The sequence below is a fragment of the Chryseobacterium takakiae genome (assembly GCF_900129385.1).
In the GTDB taxonomy this organism is placed as follows: domain Bacteria; phylum Bacteroidota; class Bacteroidia; order Flavobacteriales; family Weeksellaceae; genus Chryseobacterium; species Chryseobacterium takakiae.
In genome coordinates this window covers 24,646-45,060 of record NZ_FQVO01000013.1, presented here as the reverse complement: position 1 = coordinate 45,060, position 20,415 = coordinate 24,646, and the positions used below count along the sequence as shown (strand labels likewise).

Sequence of the window (20,415 nt, the reverse complement as noted above, 5' to 3'; positions counted from 1 at the left end):
ATTTCTTCATTAACCTTTTATTTTTCAACCTAATAAATTTCATGAAATTATTATCTGTATTTATTCTAAATTAATATATTTGCATCATGAATATGATCGTTCCATTTAAAGTAGCGCCTTTAGCGCCCGTGTATTCTGTGAACCCTGAAGAAATGTATTGTGGTGAGAAGAAATCCTGCTGCAAGAAATTCAAGAAAGGTAAACGATGCAAGAAGTGTCCGGGAAGAAAGAAAATGGCTTAATGCCCGAAGCTCTTTATTAAAAAATACAGAGCCAGGATAAGTAAACCAACAGCCACCATTATTTTCATGATTTTTGGCTGACCGTGAGGGTTTGCAGCTGTTCTCGGCTGTGATCTGAATAACTCTTCTGCTTTTTCTTTGAATTTTTCCGTATCACTTTCAAAAACTTCGGTAATGGTAATCCCCTGAACCGCGGTTTTATGCAGCAATGAATTGGTAGCATGCAGCAAAATCTGAAATTTACCGTCTTTAAATTCGGTTATTTTAAATATTCTTTCTCCATACGCTTTTTCCAGTCCGAAGGGCAAAACTTTCACTACATCCGCATTTTGTGTCTGCCAGGTAACAATGATTTCCTCTCCTTTTTTGGCGTGGATTTTATTGGCTGAAAATGTTTTAATAGAAGGCGGAACCGTATATCGAAAGCTTTTCTGCTGACTTTCTAAATTCTGGTCGTAGGAATACCTTCTTGCTTTATCGCTCAACGTTTCATAGGCTTCCTGTATTTCCCTGAATCGGTCTGCAAAGAAATCATCATTTTCATTTTTGTCGGGATGGTATTTTAAAGACAGTTTCCGATAGGCTTTTTTGATGTCTTCGTCTGAAGCATCGTGCGGAATCCCTAGAAAATAGTAGTAATCTTTCATTGAGCTATACAAAAGTAATGAATTTGGAATTGTAAGCAAAGCAAGATAATTTATTTTAACGCAAAGGACACGAAGTTTTTTTTGATATGTTTGCGATTATTTTTCGCTCGCAAAGGCGTTCTACTCAGCAAAGGCTAAGCGCTTTATTTAAAATATACACAACCAGCCAGCTTAAACAGTTGTCATGCTCGAAGCATCTTGACGATATATTTTAACGCAAAGGCCACAAAGAGTTTTTAAATACTATATGTTTCAAGGCTCACAAAGCCGTTTCACTTAGATAAGAACACCACGGTAATTTTTGAATGCATATAATACTACAGTATTTTAAGTTTAGAAGCATTCTTAACGCAAAATATGCGAATAGACTCACGCCATTGAATGCAGACTTTTATGTATCCTGCGGATCTCACGGATTACGCAGATTTATTTTGTAAACTTTTTAAAGCCGTTAAAGGCTAAGCGCTTTATTTAAAATATACACAACAAGCCAGCTTAAACAGCTGTCATGCTCGAAGCATCTTGACGATATATTTTAACGCAAAGGCCACAAAGAGTTTTTAAATATTATATGTTTCAAGGCTCACAAAGCCGTTTCACTTAGATAAGAACACCACGGTAATTTTTGAATGCATATAATACTACAGTATTATAAGTTTAGAAGCATTCTTAACGCAAAATATGCAAATAGACTCACGCCATTGAATGCAGACTTTTATGTATCCCGCGGATCTCACGGATGGCGCAGATTTTATTTTTAAAATATTTAAGGTGTTTAATGGCTAAGCGCTTTATTTTTTAACGCAATTTGTCATGCTGGAAGTATCCCGACGGAGCTATTTTTAACATTGAGCGAAAAGAGACTTGATTGTATACATTGACATTGTGTCTTTTAACTGAGTATTGTTAAAATTATTGTTAAGATGCTTCCAGCATGACAAAAATCTGTAATACCATACAATGAAGTTATTCCGACTGCTGCCCTAGCCCAGATTGAAGCAATTGTCTGAGCTCATTTTTTAGTTTCCGGCGGCGGCTCCGCCGCCGGAAACTAAAAAATAGCGAGTGCGGAAAGCTGGAAAATGCTCCTTAAAAAAAAAAAATTCATAAATACAATTCGGTTAAGTCAAAAAGCTTCAAATAAAAATAAAATGTGCTTTCGAGATATTCAAATTGTTCTTTAAAAATTACTATAACAAGTTGATGAGTTCAAAAGCTCATTAAAAATTGTCATAAGTGGAGAGCTTGTTATGATTTGATGCTTTTTTGAGATTACTTCTTCGCTTTGCTCATCGCAATGACTGTAAAAAATTCCGGCTCGGGAAGCTTCGCTTCCCGAGCCGGAATAAACAATTTCAATTAGTTACTTGTATTATGCTTCCGCAATATTTTCTTTCTTTTCAAATCGGTGGTGACATCTTGAGGCAAACTCTTTTCTGAATTTTCCTTTCAGCTCCTGATATTGTTCCTCATCCATTTCCCTGATTTTATCGGCCAGTCCGAAAGGTGATTTTTCTTTGATTCCGTACTCCTCAAAAATACCTTTTACAAATCTTTTTCTTTGGGCTGCTTTTTTTACGATCATAGCAACGCCTGCAACAGCTAATGCTCCGAGAGCACCTTTTAATACTGAATTTTTCATTTTTTTTAAATTTTAAATTTTACTACTTCTTTTTTTATAAAGACGAATCGTATTGAACTTTACTTTACTACTTCTTAAATTTCAATTATTCGTTTGTTTTTTTATTTCTTCCGAAAAAGCCGCTTTCACATCTGCTTTTCCAGACTTCCTTGAATTTTTCCCTTTCTTCAGGCGAAAGGTGCATCATTTTCTCTCTCATTTTTCTTTCTTTGAAATCTTTCATTCCTTTGCCGAAATGGAAGCCTCCGAAAAGAATTTTACATAAGATCAGGATTCCCATCGCCTGCCAGTAGGTAATCGATTTCACGCCCAGGATTTCGGGGAGAAGATGGTTCCAAAGCGCCATCACGATCCACGTCACTCCTAAAAAAATCAACGGCGGACACAGTATTAAAAAAATCCAGCCTTTTTTATGTTCATGATTCATATTTTTCTTTTTACTAACTTTTTAAATCTTCGTACAATGTTCTCAGTCTGTTTCGTAAGTGTTTTACCGCATAGTTTTTACGGCTGATGATGGTTTTGATATTTTCACCGTGCTCATCGGCTATCTCCTGAAGGGTCTTATCATTAAGCTCGTTTTCAACATACACCAGTCTTTGCTTTTCCGGCAGTTCTTCCAGTGCTTCAAACAGTTTTTTCCAGATTTCATCCTGAAACATTTTGACTTCCGGACCGGCACTTTCATCCATCAGTAGAATATCTTTAATGGAGAAATCGCCGTCTTCATCTTCATACACGAAATCTTCAAGATTCTCTGTCTTTTTCTTACGGTATTTGTCGGTAATTTTATTGGCCGTAACCCGGTACAGCCAGCCGCCCACGTTTACAATCTCAGAGAGATTCGTAAGACTGCTGAATTGATACCACACCTCCTGCAGAATATCTTCCGCATCTTCCGCATTTTTCACTTTAGGACGGATATAAGACATCAGCTTTCCTCCGTACTTTGAAACGGTTTGAGAGATGATATTTTCCTTCTCCTTCTGTGGCATTGTTATTTTTTCGACAACCTCCATATTGCTATGACGATTGAAATTTTTGTTTTACTTTAATAAATTTAAAATATTTTTCTGGAACTCAGGATTTTCTTTTATTAATCATGTTTTAGATATAGAACTTGTGTATCATTTTTTTGAAGCTATTTCCCGCTATCCACTGTATCTTTTTTGTTTTTCCATACCAAAGCTTCCGCAAACAAAAAAGGATGCCGTTTCTATCGGGGCTAGGATAAAGTCAGATCAAAAAATTTAGACATAAAAAAAATGGAAAGCCACACTGGCCTTCCATTGGATAATTATAAAAATTAGTTGGATTTACTGATTAAAATTTTTGGCAAAGAATCCCATCATCGTTTTGTAAAATTCGATGCGGTTGGGCTCTTTTCCGAATCCGTGGCCTTCATCATACTTTACCATATACGGAACTTCAAAGCCTTTTGCTCTCAGCGCTTTTACGATCTGGTCGGATTCATTGATATTCACTCTTGGGTCATTCGCTCCCTGAACCACGAACAGAGGTTTTTTAATTTTATCAATCTGAAAAACCGGTGAAACTTCTTTGGCAATTTTGGCTTCCTCCGGATTATCAAGATCGTACCAGATCTGCTTTACCATTTCTTTATAAGGCTTCCAGTATTCCGGGAACGAGTCGAAAAAGGTAAAAATATTGGACACACCTACATAATCAACTCCACAGGAGTAGAGATCCGGTGTTTTGATCAGTCCCATTAAGGTTGCGTATCCACCATGACTTCCGCCGTAGATGGCGATTTTATCTTTGTCGATCCAGCCTTGTTCAATGACGTATTTTACACCGTCTTCCACATCATCCATTGCTTTTCTCCCGATCTGTTTGTAGCCGGATTGCTGGAATTCTTTACCGTATCCACCGGAAATCCGGAAGTTCACCTGTAGTGTTGCATATCCTCTGCTGGCAAACAACTGCGATTCCGGGTTGAAGCCCCAATCGTCACGAATTCCCTGCGGACCGCCGTGAGGATTTACAATTAAAGGAACTTTTTTGCCCTGCAACGCTTCTTTAGGCAAGGTGATATAACCGCGGATGGTTAATCCATCCCTGCTTTTGAATTCTATAGGCCGCATTTCCGCCATATCTTCTTCCTTCAGCTGAGGCATGAGATCAAAAAGAAGCTTGATGGTTTTGGATTTGGTATCGTATTCGTAATATTTTCCGTACACCTTATCGCTGTCTGTAATGACAAGCAGTTTATCGTCCTTATCATCGGAAGAAACAATATAAAATTGTTTATCACCGAATTCTGAAGCAAGTTTATCATGAACTTTCTTATAGAATTTGCTTACGGGAATCGTTTCATTTTTAATTCCGTTATAGCTGATGTAATCTAATTCATAATTTCTGTTTTTCCCGGCCAGACTAATGGAGCTTACGTCAAAATCTGGATTGGAATAAACTTCTTTAATAATGGCATCTTTTTTCAAATCATACAGGACAATCCTTGATTTATCACCATCAAGATTGGTTACTACATACGCTTCATTCTTGTTTTTGGAGTTTTCATTAAAACTGGCAATGTAAAATGTGTTTTTCCAGTCTGTAGATTTCAGGAGATTGAATTTTCCGGTCTGCAGGTCTTTGTAATACAGCTTTGAAGTCAGGCCGTTTTCAAGAACAACGTATCCGCGAAGGTTTCCGTCTTTATCGAAAATGTAATCGTCAATCGGGCTTTTAACATCTTTGTTTTCGTACAACTGCGTAATTTCTCCGGTGTTGAAATTGATTTTATACGGTTCAAAAATCTGTTTGTTGTTTTTGTTCATCGTCACCACCACAAACGGCGTGTCTTTAATAAGCCTTACAGTTCCTAAGGTAATTCCTTCAAAAGGAGTAAGATCCTTTAAGTTTTTACCATCGATATCAGCGGCATATAAATGCAGGTTTTCATTTCCTCCACGGTCCTGTGTGTAGAATAATCGTTTTTTATCGAGCCATCCGTAGCTTCTGATCAGATCTTCCTTTTCTTCCAGTGCTTTGGTAATTTTTCCGGTCTTCAGGTCTTTTACATAGACATGATTTTTACTGTCTTTGTCTTTTTCCTTGTAGGAAAGGTACTGTCCGTCCGGTGAAATTTTAAACTGTGAAGCTTTTGGCCTTGCAAAGTAATCCTCCACTTTGTATTTGAAGTTTCCTTTATCATAAGAAATAAGCTGGTCGAATGTTGCTTTTGTAGAAACCAGGGAAGGATCTCCCGGTAATTTTGCGGTATTGGTCTGTGCATTCATCATGAGGGCGGTTATTACCACTTGTGATATCCCGAAAATTTTAGCAGTGATATTCATATTCATGGTTTTTGTGTTAAGATTCTGTAATAATAAGACGACTTAACCCAAAGAATTGTTACATCCAAACGCTAAAATATGTTTAAAGAAGTCTTATATAATTAAATTAGTTTAGATAAATCCCGAAATACCAGGTCCAGACAATCAAAATAATCTGCATGGGAATTCTTTCTTTATAAAGGTAAGCCATTCCCGGACCGGTAAAATCTGCTTTGAAAATATTGATGTTTTTTTTTGAAGAATTAATATTGGCAATAAATACCAGCACATAAAAAACAATAAGCAAAACAGCAGTCAGCTCACGGATGGAGGGTATCATGAGACCAATTCCGGCAGCAATTTCCAGAACTCCGGTAAAATATACCCAGAATAGTTTAGCCGGTATAAATTCCGGGATCATCATCGCCATTCCTTTTTGGAATTTAAAGTGCGACAAACCTGTAAATATGATAAACACCGCCATTCCCAGGTTTCCGGCAAACACAAAGTTCCATTCACCCTGAAAAATTTTCGTTCCTGCTAATGCAAGAACGAATGTTACAAAAAGAATTGTTAATAATTTCATGTTCTATATTTGTTCAGACAGGTAAGGTACTATTTTCGGCAAGATTTTTAACAATTTCAAGTCCTTGTGTAAAACCTTTATTCATGTGATCTTCCCAGTTTTTATCCACCTGAACCTCAGCATGAAGTTTGGTTCTTCCATCAAAATCAATTAAAAAATATTTCTCAAAACATCCGCTCCATTGTTTTACTTCCATGCTTTCGGTATCTTCATTTCCGTCTTTGTCTACCATTCCCAGATGTTTGAAAATAATCTGATCCGGCTCTTCCAGGCTATCAATGGTTGAAACCATTCCCTCACCTTCACTATTGAGGAAATATGTTTTTCCACCTACTTTCCAGTCGGATTTCATTACAGAATCAGAAGCGGGATTGAAAAATTTCGTCCATTCGCTGTATGTATTTTCATTCCAAAGAACATCCCAGACTTTCTGCTTGGGAGCGTTGATGACAATTTCGTAAGATAATGTTTCCATAACTTAAATTTTAGTGAATAATTTTATAGTTTTTTCTTAATTTTCTAAATTAAATAAACGTTGTTTATTCTTAAATTAACATTAAGAATTTTAGTAAGTCAAGCTCATTCTGATTAAGAAATCAATACATTGATTTTATTAAGTGTTTTAAGCTAAAGGAGGTTTAATTCCTTAATATTGAAAATAAATATAAATTAAACAGACTATAAAAAGCTATTATAATCTTTCTTTTTTATAATAAGCACTTAAGTAGTTTAGCTCATCTTTGTGACTTTTGACACCTTCGAACCTTCAGTTTATTTTCGTATAAAATTTAAAACGCGCCTATTATTTAAAGTTGATTTTCAGAAAGATTCTTAACATTCGATAACGCAATCGGAAACTTTTCTTCAAAAAATGATCTGAATTCTTCCGTGGTTGCTACTTCAACGTAAAGATGCGTGGTGTTTTCGTTTTCTTTAAGGATGTACCTCTCCGTTGCTTCTCCCCAGTCGCGGGGTGTTTCTACGCCTTCATAAATTTCTCCAAGATGAAGAAAAGTGATTTCCTCACTGGGAATCAACTGAACAATCTTACTGTACATTCCGTTATTTTTAGGATCCAGGAATTTTATGGTATTTCCTTTTTCCAAATTTCCCTGATAAAAAGAACCTTCTGTAAAAGCCGATGTCCATTGTCTGAACGAGAAATCGTCCCAGAGTACAGTCCAGACTTTTGTTGCTTCCGCATTAATCTGAATATCAAAATGTAATATTTCCATAAATTGTATAAGTAGCTGTTATTATGTTATTTGTGTATTATATTATTTTATCCTCCGACATAATCTCCGCCATTGATATGAATGATTTCACCAGTAATAAAACTGGAATCCTGCGATGCTAAAAATACATAAGCCGGTGCCACTTCGGATGGCTGCCCCGCTCTTTTCATGGGATTATCCTTTCCGAAATCCGAAACGTCATCAAAGGTTTCTTTAACAAGAGGAGTCCAGATGGGACCAGGCGCCACGCCGTTTACCAGAATATTTTTTCCTGCAATATTAGTTGCCAGAGAACGGACAAAGGTTGCTATGGCACCCTTCGTGGATGAATAATCAATAAGATGATCACTTCCCCGATAGGCTGTTACAGACGTTGTGCAGATAATTCTGGAGCCGCTTTTCATCAGCTGAAGGCAGTCTCTGGTGAATGAGATCATGGAAATGATATTGGTATTGAACGTTTGGTAAATTTGTACATCGGTGATGTTTTCAATGTCATCCTTCGGAAACTGTATTCCGGCATTATTGACCAGTATATCTAAAGATCCCCAGTCTTTTTTTACCTTCTGAATGCATTTTTTCTGAAAATCTTTTTTTGAAAGATCACCTTTCAGCAAAATGCATTTCCGGCCTTCTTTTTCTACAAGTTTTTTTGTTTCTTCGGCATCATCATCGCTTTCTTTGTAGATGATAGCCACATCGGCTCCTTCGCGGGCGAAGTGCACGGCAACAGCCTGCCCTATTCCGCTGTCTCCTCCTGAAATAATTGCTTTTTTATCCAACAGTTTCTCGCTTCCTCTGTAGTTCTCCCGGATAATCTCCGGCAGGATGCCTTCTTCCGGTACTTTTGATTTAGATTGTGACTTGTTGTGTGTTTTCATAAAAGATATTTTCCTTTTACAGCATCAAACAGCAAGCCGAAGCTGAAAATGGGGTATCTAATAATATAGATTACATTTCAACTTTTAATTTTTCAGGTTATTTAATTGAATTATCTTTTAAAGTAAGGAGCAGAATCTGTGTAGAAATAAGAATAAATCGTCAATCAATGCATCCATAGGATTGAGATTAATAATGCTATTAATGTTCTAAAGATAGCGTTCCTACGGAACGCCAAGCATCTTGTGATTATAATTTCTACACAGATAAAACTCTATAGAGTTTTAACTTTTTTTACTTTAAAAAGCTCTAAATAAAATTATCTTTAACATGAAGAATTTAAGTTTCTTAAATCTTATTCAATTAAGAATCAATCAGGTCTATTTATTTAAGAACAATAGGCACAGTTTTTAAATCTTAATTTATATTCGTTTTTTTGGACATCTTTTATTAATCATAATACCCTAATTTAAAGCAAAGTTCGCAAAGATTTTCTTTACTACTAACTGCCTTTAAGTTCGCAAAACAAAGTTTCGCCGATCCCAATGAATAAATTATAAATTGAGGCAAAGGCGTCCTACTCAGCAAAGAACTCAAAGCTTTTCAATTATGACAGATTACGTACAATCATAATATTTAAATTAATTCTAAGAATGATAAGCTTTCTCCAGATCTTCAATAATAATTTTCTGCATTCTCATCATCGCCTGCACTACTTTCTGGGCTTTTGCAGGATCCGGATCACCCATGAGTTCTATTAATTTTTTAGGAACTATTTGCCAGCTGAATCCGAACTTATCTTTTAGCCATCCGCACATGCTTTCCTTTCCTCCGTCTGAGGTCAGGCTTTTCCAATAGTGATCGGTCTGCTCCTGATTTTCTGTCATCACAACCATTGAAATGGCTTCGTTAAAATCAAACTGATGATCATAAGAGCTGTCCATACAGAAAAAACTGTAACCATCAATCACAAAATGGGCATGCTGAATATTCTCAGGTGCTTCCGGAGTCGGATGTCCTTCGCTGCCGTCTCCGTATCTCAAAATATTACCTATCTTAGAATTAGGGAACGTTGATGTATACAATTCCATAGCCTGCATTGCTTTGCCATTGTTTTCGTGCATAAACATCAGGGTAGGAATTATTTTCTGTTCTTCCCGTTTTTCTCCCAGGAATATCTGCCAGGTGACGTCATATTTATCTTTCAGCCATCCGTATTTTTTGCTCCAGGAATAGGAATCCAGCGGCATTAAGGCCATTCCGCCTTCCATCAGCTGGTCCCAGTAGCGTTGTACCTCTTCTTCCGTTTCACAAATTACCATAAAGGAAACCGAGGCATTTTTTTTGAATTGCGGTCCTCCGTTCAGCAGCATCATTTTCTGTCCGAAAAGTTCGATATTCATAACAACCGGTGTGTCGGCGGTAATTTTCCCGTCGAATATGTCACAGTAAAATTCGGCGGATTCTTTAGCATTTTCATCGTACCAGAGGCACGGAAAGATATTGTTGTTCATTGTTTTAATTTAATGGAAATTAAGCTTTAAAATGTAAGTTTTAATCCATCATTTATTGCTACGCTTAATTATCGCAAGGTTAGACAAAGTTTTTGCAATACAATAATTTTTAAAGATAAACAAAGGCATTTTATTTAGTAAGTAAAACAAAAAGGCTATTTGATTGATTACTAAATTAATCTTAAACGCAACAATTAGCTTTGATTATTTTTAAAATATATCTCATTTTCCATCATGTGAATTTTCAGTTTTTCCATCGTATTTTTACCGAATCCATGCATCTGCAGAATTTCCTTTTCGGAATATTGCGAAAGTTTTTCGAGGGAATTTATTTTTTCTTTTCCCAACGCTCTTCTGGCCGGCATGGGAATAATTCCCTGCAGGAAATCGCCTGTTACAGTATGGCTCACGGCACAAATCGAATTCAGGCATTTTGCCATTATTACCAAATTGATCATGACCGGAAAGGTTTTATTTAATGATTTTCAACGTATTTGTGGAAGTTATTGAGAATCGCGTACCATCCATCCCGCTGCATTTGAACGGGATTTTGCTTTTCGGGATCGAAAATCTCAGTCACTTTTGTGGTATTTTCATCGATTTTATCGAAAATTACCTGCACTTTTCTCCCGTCTTCCATATGATAACGGATGCTTTTTTCAGAAATTATCTCATCATAAATTCCGACAAGATCAAACCCGAAGCTTCCGTCTTTCGCCTGCATTCTTGTGGTAAATTCCCCACCCTCTTTCAGATCGACTTCAGCAAAAGGGCATTCCCAGGTATCGCTGGCAAAGTTCCATTGCGTGATGTGTTCCGGGCTGTTGAAGTACTCCCATACTTTCCGAACGGGCGCCAGAATTGTAATCTCAATTTTTACTGGTTCCATATTAATATATATTTGGTGTTTTTGAAATAATTGTTCTTCACTTTTTCAATACTAAGGTACATTATTTTATATATTCCTCGTTATAATTGATCATCCAATAAATACCATATTTGTCCTGAAAACTTCCGAAATAATCTCCCCAGAACTGGTCTTCAATAGGCATTTCTATATTACCTCCTTCTGAAAGTCCTTTGAAAAGCCTGTCTGCTTCTTCCCTGGACTCAGGAAATATTGATACATAATTGCTGTTTCCTGCCGTGAGGGTTTGTCCGAAACTTGGAACGATATCGGAAGCCATCAGCAGGTCGTTGCCGATAGGGAGCGCAATATGCATTACCCTGTTTTTTTCTTCTTCGGAAAGGCTTTCGGTTCCGGGAGCATTTCCCATTCTGTAGATTTCTCCGAGGAACTCTCCCCCGAAAACAGATTTGTAAAAGTTGAAAGCTTCTTCGGCTTTACCATCAAAGTTTAGATAAGAATTTAATTTAGCCATGATTGTTTATTTTATTATTTATTTTTAACGCAAGGACCGCAAAGATTTTTTTACTACTATTCTTTTTTTAAGTTCGCAAGGGCGTTTCACTCAGCAAAGGTTTTGCGGAAAATTTTAATTGTTTAAAAACTTTTCTATTTCGTTTAGGGTAAAGTCGATAAGTTTTTCATCGCTATTCCCATTGAAATCAGCCATCATGTAGGAGCCATGGGTTGCGGGAAGAATCATGAGTTGCGAATTTTTCACCAGTCGCCACATTTGCACCGTATGTTCGGGTTTCATGATGTCTTGATCGCCTGAAATAAATAAGGCTGGAGATGATATGTTTTTTAAAATATTTTCGTCCCAATCTTCAAAAGTCTGCATTCTTTTGCTGTCTTTATCAAACATATTTTCAAGGGCTGAAAAGTCAGGATTGAGTTTTAAAAAATTAACTTTCAAAGGTTCGGGCATGGAATCGAGGGTTGCGTTATTCATGCTTTCGAAGAAACCGTCCATCATTCCGCTTCTTTTGTAGAATGCGGAGGCAACGACCAGCTTTTCCACCATTTCAGGATACAGATGAGCAACCTGCATCACCGTGTTTCCTCCGTTGCTGAATCCCCAAAATGAAGCTTTTTCAATACTGATCTTTTTTAAGAGTGTGGTAATGTCATGCGCATCCTGTTCAAAGGTTTCCGGAATATCACGATGACCGGATCTTCCGTGATTTTGGAGATCAATTCCGATAAGCTGAAATTTATTTTCGAGTCTTGTAATCACTTCCTTGTAATCAAACAGAATGGAACTTCCTCCGCCATGAATCAGCACCAAAGGTATTCCGGAACCATAGATCTCATAATACATCTCAATTCCGTTGATTTGCTGATAGCCTTTTTCAACCGGGTTCATTTTAATATTTTAAATCTTTATCGAATTCATATTTTAATCCTTCATAGCCTAGAATTCTCCGCATGAGTCCTATTTGTCCGCACAGATAGTCTTCCCTTCCGATGCACATTCCGATGAAATTCAGAACCGTTTCCGGGAAAAAATCGATGTTCATTCCCATCGGAAAAGCCTTATCCAATTCTTCGTCTGACACTTCCAGCAATTTCTTGTAGACAAGCGGTGAAATTTTATGAAAAGCGTCTTTTAACTGCTGTAAAGAAGGATACTCCAGGCTTTCGTCCAGGCTTTTTCCCTGAAAGAAAAGATCTTTAAATTCAAATTCTTCCTCAATTCCAAGAAGAGCTCCTAAAGCATATCTCATGTCTAAAAAGTTTCCGGCCATCCAGATGATATGGTTGGTTTTCCCTTCTATTCTTTTCAGCGCATCTTCTTCGGAAATTCCGTCCAGTACCATCAGGAAATTCTGACTGTGACCTCGGAATGCCGGAATGATGATGTCTAATTTTTTTGATGTTGGCGTGTCCATATATTTGGTATTTAATATTATGATGGAATCTGTGATGGATCTGCAAAGATGACATTCCAGCCGTGGCCGTTGATGTCCCAGAAAGAATTCTGATACATCCAGCCATGGTCCTGTGCTTCTTCATGCTGTGTTGCTCCGTTTGCGACAGCCGCATTCACAACCTGGTCTACTTCTTCACGGCTTTCTAATCCTATGGCGACCAGTACCTGCGTGGTATCACCTTTCGGAACAGGTCTTTCAGAAAAGGTTTCAAAAAATTCTTCTGTTAAGAACATAATGGAAATTGTATCATTCATGATGATACAAACAGCTCTGTCATCGGAAATCTGTTCGTTGACAGAGAAGCCGAGATTTGTCCAGAATTCTTTTGTTTTCTGAATATTTTTTACGGGAAGATTGACATAGATCTGATTGATTTTCATAATGTGATTTATTTGCTTAACCTGTAACCAAAATTATCAACTTGCCGTGAAAATCAACTTGTCATAAGGCAAGATTTATATTTTCCTTGGATGTGACACCAATTCTTTACGGATTCTGCTTAACGAGGTATCTGTAATGCCAAGATAAGACGCGATCTGCTTCAGTGGCGCAAATTGAATAACATAAGGCTTCTGCTCCAGAAGATTAAGGTAGCGTCTGGTGGCAGACAGGGTAAACATTTCCACGGAACGCTGCTTGCAGATGAAAAGCTGTTGCGACATCCATGCTCTTCCCCATTCCCTGAGATTCGGGATTTTGTGAAAAAGCTCCTGAAAGGTTTCAAAATCAAACTTCCAGCATTCACAGTCCGTGATACAGACGATGTTTTCCTGTGTAGGAATTCTCTGGAAAAGTGATGAAACTTCAATAATGATTTCGTTTTCAACAAAGAAATTGGTGGTAACGTCATTACCGTTGAAATCTGTTACAAATGACCGGGCAAGGCCTTTCTCCAGAATGTAATATTCATTCGCTGTTTTACCTTCTTCCAGAATAAAATCTCCTTTGTGGAAGGTAATTTTCTCATGAGCGTTAAATATTTCCTGAAGCTCTTCCGGTAAGAAAAACGGAAAATCATAGCATATTTCGAGGGCCTTACTGATCATCAGACAATTGTTTTATTGTGGTTTTAAAAATAAAATTTTTACGGAAACTGGTGAAGAGAAAATTTTAGATTTTGAAAGATGAGTATTGAATAAGATTTTTTTACCATTAAGTAGTTAAGTTTTTTAGATCGACACTGTTTTAATTATTTTTTGATGAAGAATAAACAAAGTTTATTTTGTTAAGTAATTGAAGATTCTTCGACAGGCTCAGAATCACAGCGCTAATACTACTTGCTATAGGCTTATATTGTCAGGCTGCTTGCTGAGTTAATAGGACTTCATCCTATCTTAATATAAGTCATCCCTTCGGGACTTTTCCTATATTCAATCTGCTTTGTCAGGCTGAGCTTGTCGAAGCCTATGGGTAAAGATAATGGTTGATGATTGATGATTGATGGTTGATTGTTGATAATTGATGGTTGAAAGATAATCGATCCAATGATTATTGTTAAAGAATTTTCATTAGTTTTTCAAATAAGGTAAATAACTGATGCTCAATGATTCAAAATAATTAATAATTTAGCGGTATGAAACAAACTTTCAGATTTAATTCGATTTCAGATTTTCATACATTTTGTAATCTGCCGAATCCTGAACATCCGCTGATCAGCCTTATTGATTACAGTAAAGTACAGTATCCTGTGAACGATACGGAACTGAAATGGATCCAGAATTTCTATTCGGTAGGACTGAAACGGAATATCAATGCGAAATTCAATTACGGACAGCAGGAATATGATTTTGATTCCGGGGTGTTGTGTTTTGTCTCCCCGCTTCAGTTCCTGAGCCTGGAAATGAAACCTGATGTAGTCGTAGAACCGACGGGCTATTTACTGCTCATACATCCGGACTTTCTTTGGGGAACTTCGCTGATCAAGAAAATCAAGTCGTACGAATTTTTCAGCTACCAAATTAACGAAGCATTGTTTTTGTCGGATAAGGAGGAGAAGATCATTGTTGATCTTTTCAGGAATATTGAAAAGGAATACCAGAATAATACGGACAAATTTACCCAGGAACTGATTGTCGCCCAGCTCGAATTGTTCCTGATCTACGCCGAGCGTTTTTATGAGCGGCAGTTCTTTACGCGAAAAAAATCCAGCCATGAATTGCTGGAGAAGTTTGAAGAAGTTCTTTCGCAGTATTTCCGCAGCGGAAACCTTCTGGAAAAAGGGATTCCATCCGTAAAATCCATCGCCGAGCAATTGAATATTTCCCCGAATTATCTTAGCAGTTTATTGCGGATTCACACGCAGCAAAACACGCAGCAGCACATCCAGAACAAGCTGATCGATCACGCTAAAGAACGGTTAAGTACAACCAATTTGTCCGTGAGTGAAATTGCTTATGAACTGGGATTTGAGCATCCGCAGTCGTTCAGCAAGTTGTTTAAGCAGAAGGTGAAGCAGTCGCCGGGGGAGTTTAGGAGGGCGTTTAATTGAGGGTTTTCTTGATTTAATTAGGCTAAAGCGTCAATTAAACTTTATACTTATTTTCTCTATTTTGTACAAAGTACATGAAAAACAATTATTAATTATAGGGTATAAATCTGAACTAAATATAATTATATCCGTAAAATTTTAACTATAAAACTAATGAAACCGGGACAACGTTTATGGACAAGAGATGAGCTTATTCTAGCAATTAATCTATATTGTAAATTACCATTTGGCCGCTTACACCGCTTAAACCCTAAGATTATAGACCTTTCTATACTTCTAAATAGGACTCCAAACTCAGTTGCATATAAATTAGTTAATTTTGCCAGCCTTGATCCAAGCTTAAAAGAAAGAGGTATAAAAGGAGCCGTTAATACTAGTAAACTTGATAAGGAAATATGGAATGAATTTTATAATCACTGGGATATTCTTCCATATGAAAGTGAAAGATTATTAGCTACTCTTAAACATACAACCGTTGAACGGTTAAATGATATTCCTGAAAATGAATTACCACGAGAGGGAAAAGTGAAAGAACAATTAGTAAAGACTCGAGTTAATCAATCTTTTTTTAGATCTTCAATATTGGCGGCTTATAACAACACATGTTGTATAACAGGAATTAAGTATCCAGAACTTCTAGTTGCTGGTCACATTCGACCTTGGGGAATAGATGAAAGAAACAGGCTAAATCCAAGAAATGGAATTGCAATAAACTCATTACATGATAAAGCTTTTGAAATAGGATATATAACAATTACACCAGATTATCATATAAAAATATCTCCAATACTTCTTAAAGAAACAAATCAGCATTCATTTGATTTTTTTGGTAAATTTGAGAATCAAAAAATTATTCTTCCTTCAAGGTTTTTACCAGATAGGGAATTTTTAAAATATCATAATGAAGAAAGATTCAAATCATAAATATGAACTATAAACTTTTAGAAACAGTCGCAGACATTGCATATTATGCAGGTCAAAAGAGTTACTACTCTGGAAATTCAAGACAAGATATGATGGACTTTATTTGGTGGGCTAAAGAATTTGAAGAATTTCATGAAAATACTGATTGGGACACTATTGATTATATGCTAACTATTGAAGAGTATACAGAAAAAAAACTCTATTTAAAATTATCTGAATTTTAAATAGATAAATTCAAACTATTTTTTTAGATAATTTATCAAACTTTTTTAAAGAAAACTACAAAAAACTCCGACAACCATCACACTATTAAGTATTTACCCCCAATCCAACATTTGATAATTTCTACGCTACCCTTCCTGTTTTTTTCTTCGTTACTTTGGTTAATACTATCATTTTAAATGCGTTTGGTATTAAAATTTAATTTGTAATTTTGATTTAAATAGAACCGTTATGGATATTCAAACCAGAAAATTAAACTTAATTACCTATCTCGCTCAACTTGAGGATGAAAGTTTCTTTGAGAAAATTGAAGAATATATTTTATCTAAAGTGGAGGAAGAAGATCATACAAGACCTTTTTCAATTGAAGAGCTAAATAAACGAATTGATCAATCATTAGAAGATTCTAAGAACGACAGAATTATCGAATCTAATGATTTACTTTCAGAAGTAAAGCAATGGCAGTAAAAATATTCTGGACAAATTTTGCAAAGACACAGTTAAGAAATATTTTTGATTATTATAAATTAAAAGCCAACCTGAAAGTTGCAAACAAGCTTGTTGTTGGAATTGTAAATAAAGCAAATACTCTTGATTTTCAAAAAGAAATAGGACAAAAAGAAGAGTTGCTCTTATCCAGAAAAGAAAACTTCAGATATTTGGTTTATAAAAATTATAAAATCATTTATTGGTTTAATCAAGAAAAAAACCGAATTGAAATTACTGATGTTTTTGATGCAAGACAAAATCCTATTAAGATAGAAGAAAGACAATAGACAAAAAATAAAAAAGAGAAGCCAAAAACTTCTCTTTTTCTATATCCTTTATCCAAACTTCTTTTTCCTTAACCAGAAGAACAATCCTCCTAAAATCCCGATAATGGCTAATGGCAGCAGCAAATTAAACCATTGCCAGTTGTTTTTCTCTTCGGTAATTCTTTGTCGGTCCAGAAGCCTTTCTTCGATATTCCGGTTTCTGAGTTCCATCAGGTTGCTGTCATCCAGAAGATAGTCGAGGGCATTTCTCAGGAACTGTTCGTTTCCAAACTGTTCATTGGTGAGCAGATCTACCCCTAAAGGAAGCGGTTCACCTTTCAAAACCTTATTTCGGCCTACGTCGCCGTCTGCGATGACGATCATTTTATTTTCAGGACTTGAATTCTTGAAATTCGGATACGATTTTCTTTCAATCCTTGAAGCATAGGCGGAATTAAATTTGCCTTCTAAAGCCACGGCATAAATTTTCGGGGTGCTTGGCTTTTCCATTTGTCCGAGACTGTCGACACTTGAAATTTCCTTCAGATCCACATAATTCGGAACCTGTTTCAGCAACGTTCTTTCACTCGATTCAAAAAGAACGTTCGTTTTAATATTTTTTCTTCCGCCCAACGTATCAATGGAAGTCGGAAATTCAAATTTTACCGGATTGATATTTTTGGTAATCGGATTATTGTTTTCTGCGATTCCCAACGGATAATACGGCCACGGAAGACTGGTGTACTGAGGATTTCCGCTCACTTCACCGGTCACTAACCTCAGCAAAGCAAATTTCTTCACATCTTTTACCAAAGCCGGGTTGATCCTGATTCCGTAGTTGAAGAAAAAGTCAGTCATATTAATATCTACCGGGAACGGCATTACTTTTTTAGACCTCATCAACGTATCCATTTCTGCATTCACCGCATCAATCATCCACAACGTTTTACCGCCATTCATGATGTATTGGTCAAGAATTACTTTTTCTCCGTCGGTAAAGGCTTTTCTTGGCTTTGCAATAACAAGGGCACTCATCTGCTTCAGCATTGGAACATCAGCCAGACTAAGCTCAGTCTGATTTTTAGGAATGATAGGTCCTGCATCATAACTTTCGGTAGCCAACTGCATGAATCCCTGGAATTCCGTAGGACTCAGCTCATCCTGGTTAATCAGTACTCCGATTTTCTTTCTTCTATTGGCTGCAATATTTTTGATATTGGAAACCAGATTATATTCTAAATTTTCAATAGACTTTGTTAACTGCTGATCGGCATCAATTCCTGACTGCTGTACCACCAACGGAATGGAAACTCCTTTTTTGTCGTATTTCACCACCGCATACGGAAACAGCATGATCTGCGAAACTTTCCCGTCTTTGATATCCGGAAGCACGGAAGGCTGCATTCCCATCGCCATCAGCGTATCCTGAGACATTTTGGTTTTGATGGGATCAATAAATTTAAAATCGATCTTCGGATTGATCTTCCTGAATTCTTCGAGCATGAATCTCGTTTCGCCCTGAAGCTGCTTAAAGCTGGCCGGGAAATCTCCTTCCAGGTAAACATCCACTACCAACGGCTTATTTACCGATTCCAATACTTTGATGGTATTGTCGGAAAGCGTATATCTTTTTTCTTTGGTTAAATCCAACCTAATCCCTGAAATGGCAAGGATAACGACCAATGGTACAATGACGAAAAGTAAAATTCCCAGCGGAGATTTAAATGATATCTTCTTCATAATTCTACTTTTTTTTATTAATGAAATGATTGGACAACACTAAAGTAATACCGATGATCAGTACAAAATAGGCAACATCCTTAAAATCGATAAGCCCTCTTGTAAAGCCTAGAAAATGCTGATAAAAACCTACGTTCTGCAAAATAAAATCTGCACTGCCAAGCAACTTATAACTTGCCAGCTGCTCGATCCCGAAATACATAATGAAACACATAAAAACGCCTAACAGATAAGCCATGATCTGGTTCTGGGAAAGCGACGAAGCCAATATTCCTACTCCTGAAAATGCTGCAATTAAAATAATTAATCCGATATAACTTCCGAAGGTCATCCCAAGATCAATATTTCCGGCCGGAACGCCCAACACATAAACCGTGTACAAATAAATTAATGAAGGAATAAGGCATAAAATTCCGACAATCCAGACTGAGAGAAATTTCCCGAACACCAAATCTGAAATTTTCAGGGGTTGGGAAAAAAGCCAATTGAGTGTTCCGGTTTGCTGCTCTTCCGCAAAGGTTTTCATAGAAAGCGCCGGAATGATGAACATTAACAGCCAAGGGACCAACACAAAATAGCTTTGTAAAGAAGCCATCCCGATCTCAAAAATATTGGAATCGTTGTCGAAAAAAAACAGAAACAGTGTCGTGATCAGACTGAAAGCGGCAATGATCACCCATGCGCTCCAGTTTCCGAAGTAACTCCAAAGTTCTTTTTTTAAAATTGCAATCATAGTTTTTATTGTAAAATGTTGATTGTTATTAGTTGATTGTTGCTCGTTTACAATGATTATATTTCAATGAAAATTTTTCATATCCATCAACTGGCAACCATCAACCAAATCATTACTTTTTCTTTTTTTTATTAACCAATTTTACCGTCATCATAATTAAAAATACAAGAACGAAAAATCCGGTGATTAATTGCCACCAATACTCAATAACCTGAGATTTTAAGATCACCGTAAATACAACAAGGAACAAAATGAATGTTGCGATTTCGTTGGCCTGTCTTAATTTGATATTGGCTGTTCCCAAGATATTTCCGTTGAGTTCTTTCAGTTGTAACACTTTTTTCCAGCACCAGTAATGGTATATTGCAAGACCAATCAGAAAAGTCAGTTTAAGATGAAACCAGGGTGTTTTCATCAATCCTAAATTCAGAAAAATCATGGTTATTCCGCAGACAGTCATGATCACACCTGCCGGAACCGTAATGATATTCCAGAGCCTGCGTGCCATGAAGGTGTACTGCTCTCTTAAAATTTTCTTTTTATCCTCGGCAAATTCGTCGGTATCTTTATAGTAAACAAAGATTCTTACAAGGTAAAAAATCCCTGCAAAATAGCTTACCATGAAGATAATATGAAGTGCTTTTATTATGGTGTAAAGCATGTATTGA

At 36.6% G+C, this 20,415-nt stretch carries 25 protein-coding genes; 5 read left to right on the top strand and 20 right to left on the bottom strand.

The genetic code is table 11. The features are described from left to right. Positions 1 to 238: 238 nt before the first annotated feature. The 17 genes from BUA76_RS15555 to BUA76_RS15470 form a co-directional block, all read right to left on the bottom strand. Positions 239 to 889 carry a J domain-containing protein gene (locus BUA76_RS15555; RefSeq protein WP_072885714.1) on the bottom strand — a complete coding sequence of 217 codons (651 nt, stop codon included), beginning with the start codon at positions 887 to 889 and terminating at the stop codon, positions 239 to 241. Between the two features lie 1,372 nt (positions 890 to 2,261). Then, on the bottom strand, positions 2,262 to 2,531 hold the full coding sequence (locus tag BUA76_RS15550) for a hypothetical protein (protein WP_072885713.1): 270 nt from the start codon (positions 2,529 to 2,531) through the stop codon (positions 2,262 to 2,264). A gap of 85 nt (positions 2,532 to 2,616) precedes the next feature. After that, complete coding sequence (locus BUA76_RS15545; protein WP_072885712.1) at positions 2,617 to 2,958, bottom strand: hypothetical protein; 342 nt, start codon at positions 2,956 to 2,958, stop codon at positions 2,617 to 2,619. Between the two features lie 13 nt (positions 2,959 to 2,971). Further along, a complete protein-coding gene (locus tag BUA76_RS15540; protein ID WP_228408495.1) occupies positions 2,972 to 3,526 on the bottom strand; it encodes an RNA polymerase sigma factor in 555 nt (184 codons plus the stop codon). A gap of 321 nt (positions 3,527 to 3,847) precedes the next feature. Continuing rightward, a complete protein-coding gene (locus tag BUA76_RS15530) occupies positions 3,848 to 5,851 on the bottom strand; it encodes a S9 family peptidase (protein WP_072885752.1) in 2,004 nt (667 codons plus the stop codon). 106 nt (positions 5,852 to 5,957) lie between these two features. Beyond that, positions 5,958 to 6,416 (bottom strand): DoxX family protein, encoded by a 459-nt coding sequence (locus tag BUA76_RS15525; protein ID WP_072885709.1) that lies wholly within the window; start codon positions 6,414 to 6,416, stop codon positions 5,958 to 5,960. Between the two features lie 13 nt (positions 6,417 to 6,429). Beyond that, the gene (locus BUA76_RS15520; protein WP_072885708.1) at positions 6,430 to 6,891 is read right to left on the bottom strand and encodes an SRPBCC family protein; all 462 of its coding nucleotides are present in this window, start codon (positions 6,889 to 6,891) and stop codon (positions 6,430 to 6,432) included. Positions 6,892 to 7,222: 331 nt separating this feature from the next. Then, positions 7,223 to 7,651, bottom strand: coding sequence for an ATPase (locus tag BUA76_RS15515; RefSeq protein ID WP_072885707.1), 429 nt, complete (start codon positions 7,649 to 7,651; stop codon positions 7,223 to 7,225). Between the two features lie 47 nt (positions 7,652 to 7,698). Next, entirely contained in the window at positions 7,699 to 8,532 is an 834-nt protein-coding gene (locus tag BUA76_RS15510; RefSeq protein WP_072885706.1) for an SDR family oxidoreductase, read from the bottom strand. A 645-nt stretch (positions 8,533 to 9,177) separates the two neighbouring features. Beyond that, entirely contained in the window at positions 9,178 to 10,044 is an 867-nt protein-coding gene (locus BUA76_RS15505) for a VOC family protein (RefSeq protein ID WP_072885705.1), read from the bottom strand. Between the two features lie 194 nt (positions 10,045 to 10,238). After that, complete coding sequence (locus BUA76_RS15500; RefSeq protein WP_072885704.1) at positions 10,239 to 10,502, bottom strand: helix-hairpin-helix domain-containing protein; 264 nt, start codon at positions 10,500 to 10,502, stop codon at positions 10,239 to 10,241. A 17-nt stretch (positions 10,503 to 10,519) separates the two neighbouring features. Further along, the gene (locus BUA76_RS15495; RefSeq protein WP_072885703.1) at positions 10,520 to 10,933 is read right to left on the bottom strand and encodes an SRPBCC family protein; all 414 of its coding nucleotides are present in this window, start codon (positions 10,931 to 10,933) and stop codon (positions 10,520 to 10,522) included. A gap of 61 nt (positions 10,934 to 10,994) precedes the next feature. Next, positions 10,995 to 11,426, bottom strand: a complete 432-nt coding sequence (locus BUA76_RS15490) for a VOC family protein (RefSeq protein WP_072885702.1) — start codon at positions 11,424 to 11,426, stop codon at positions 10,995 to 10,997. 114 nt (positions 11,427 to 11,540) lie between these two features. Further along, complete coding sequence (locus tag BUA76_RS15485; RefSeq protein ID WP_072885701.1) at positions 11,541 to 12,317, bottom strand: alpha/beta fold hydrolase; 777 nt, start codon at positions 12,315 to 12,317, stop codon at positions 11,541 to 11,543. Position 12,318: 1 nt separating this feature from the next. Then, complete coding sequence (locus BUA76_RS15480; RefSeq protein ID WP_072885700.1) at positions 12,319 to 12,843, bottom strand: DinB family protein; 525 nt, start codon at positions 12,841 to 12,843, stop codon at positions 12,319 to 12,321. A gap of 17 nt (positions 12,844 to 12,860) precedes the next feature. Further along, positions 12,861 to 13,265: a VOC family protein gene (locus BUA76_RS15475; RefSeq protein ID WP_072885699.1), complete on the bottom strand. Its 405-nt coding sequence runs from the start codon at positions 13,263 to 13,265 to the stop codon at positions 12,861 to 12,863. A gap of 75 nt (positions 13,266 to 13,340) precedes the next feature. Then, positions 13,341 to 13,931 carry a Crp/Fnr family transcriptional regulator gene (locus tag BUA76_RS15470; protein WP_072885698.1) on the bottom strand — a complete coding sequence of 197 codons (591 nt, stop codon included), beginning with the start codon at positions 13,929 to 13,931 and terminating at the stop codon, positions 13,341 to 13,343. Positions 13,932 to 14,458: 527 nt separating this feature from the next. Between BUA76_RS15470 and BUA76_RS15465 the strand changes: the two genes are divergently transcribed. From BUA76_RS15465 to BUA76_RS15445, 5 genes are all read left to right on the top strand, one after another. Beyond that, the gene (locus BUA76_RS15465) at positions 14,459 to 15,373 is read left to right on the top strand and encodes a helix-turn-helix domain-containing protein (protein WP_072885697.1); all 915 of its coding nucleotides are present in this window, start codon (positions 14,459 to 14,461) and stop codon (positions 15,371 to 15,373) included. Between the two features lie 153 nt (positions 15,374 to 15,526). Next, positions 15,527 to 16,297 (top strand): HNH endonuclease, encoded by a 771-nt coding sequence (locus BUA76_RS15460; RefSeq protein WP_072885696.1) that lies wholly within the window; start codon positions 15,527 to 15,529, stop codon positions 16,295 to 16,297. A gap of 2 nt (positions 16,298 to 16,299) precedes the next feature. Next, positions 16,300 to 16,521, top strand: a complete 222-nt coding sequence (locus BUA76_RS15455; RefSeq protein ID WP_072885695.1) for a hypothetical protein — start codon at positions 16,300 to 16,302, stop codon at positions 16,519 to 16,521. Between the two features lie 229 nt (positions 16,522 to 16,750). Next, complete coding sequence (locus BUA76_RS15450) at positions 16,751 to 16,987, top strand: hypothetical protein (protein ID WP_072885694.1); 237 nt, start codon at positions 16,751 to 16,753, stop codon at positions 16,985 to 16,987. Next, positions 16,978 to 17,295 (top strand): type II toxin-antitoxin system RelE/ParE family toxin, encoded by a 318-nt coding sequence (locus BUA76_RS15445; protein ID WP_072885693.1) that lies wholly within the window; start codon positions 16,978 to 16,980, stop codon positions 17,293 to 17,295. The genes BUA76_RS15450 and BUA76_RS15445 overlap by 10 nt, the downstream gene beginning before the upstream one ends. Positions 17,296 to 17,343: 48 nt before the next feature. Here the strand turns inward: BUA76_RS15445 and gldG are convergent, their stop codons facing one another. The 3 genes from gldG to BUA76_RS15430 all read right to left on the bottom strand — a co-directional run bounded on the left by gldG (position 17,344) and on the right by BUA76_RS15430 (position 20,408). Continuing rightward, positions 17,344 to 19,014 (bottom strand): gliding motility-associated ABC transporter substrate-binding protein GldG, encoded by a 1,671-nt coding sequence (gene gldG, locus BUA76_RS15440; RefSeq protein ID WP_072885692.1) that lies wholly within the window; start codon positions 19,012 to 19,014, stop codon positions 17,344 to 17,346. 4 nt (positions 19,015 to 19,018) lie between these two features. Continuing rightward, the gene (locus BUA76_RS15435) at positions 19,019 to 19,747 is read right to left on the bottom strand and encodes an ABC transporter permease subunit (RefSeq protein WP_072885691.1); all 729 of its coding nucleotides are present in this window, start codon (positions 19,745 to 19,747) and stop codon (positions 19,019 to 19,021) included. Between the two features lie 112 nt (positions 19,748 to 19,859). After that, a complete protein-coding gene (locus tag BUA76_RS15430; protein WP_072885690.1) occupies positions 19,860 to 20,408 on the bottom strand; it encodes a CopD family protein in 549 nt (182 codons plus the stop codon). Between the last annotated feature and the right edge of the window lie 7 nt (positions 20,409 to 20,415).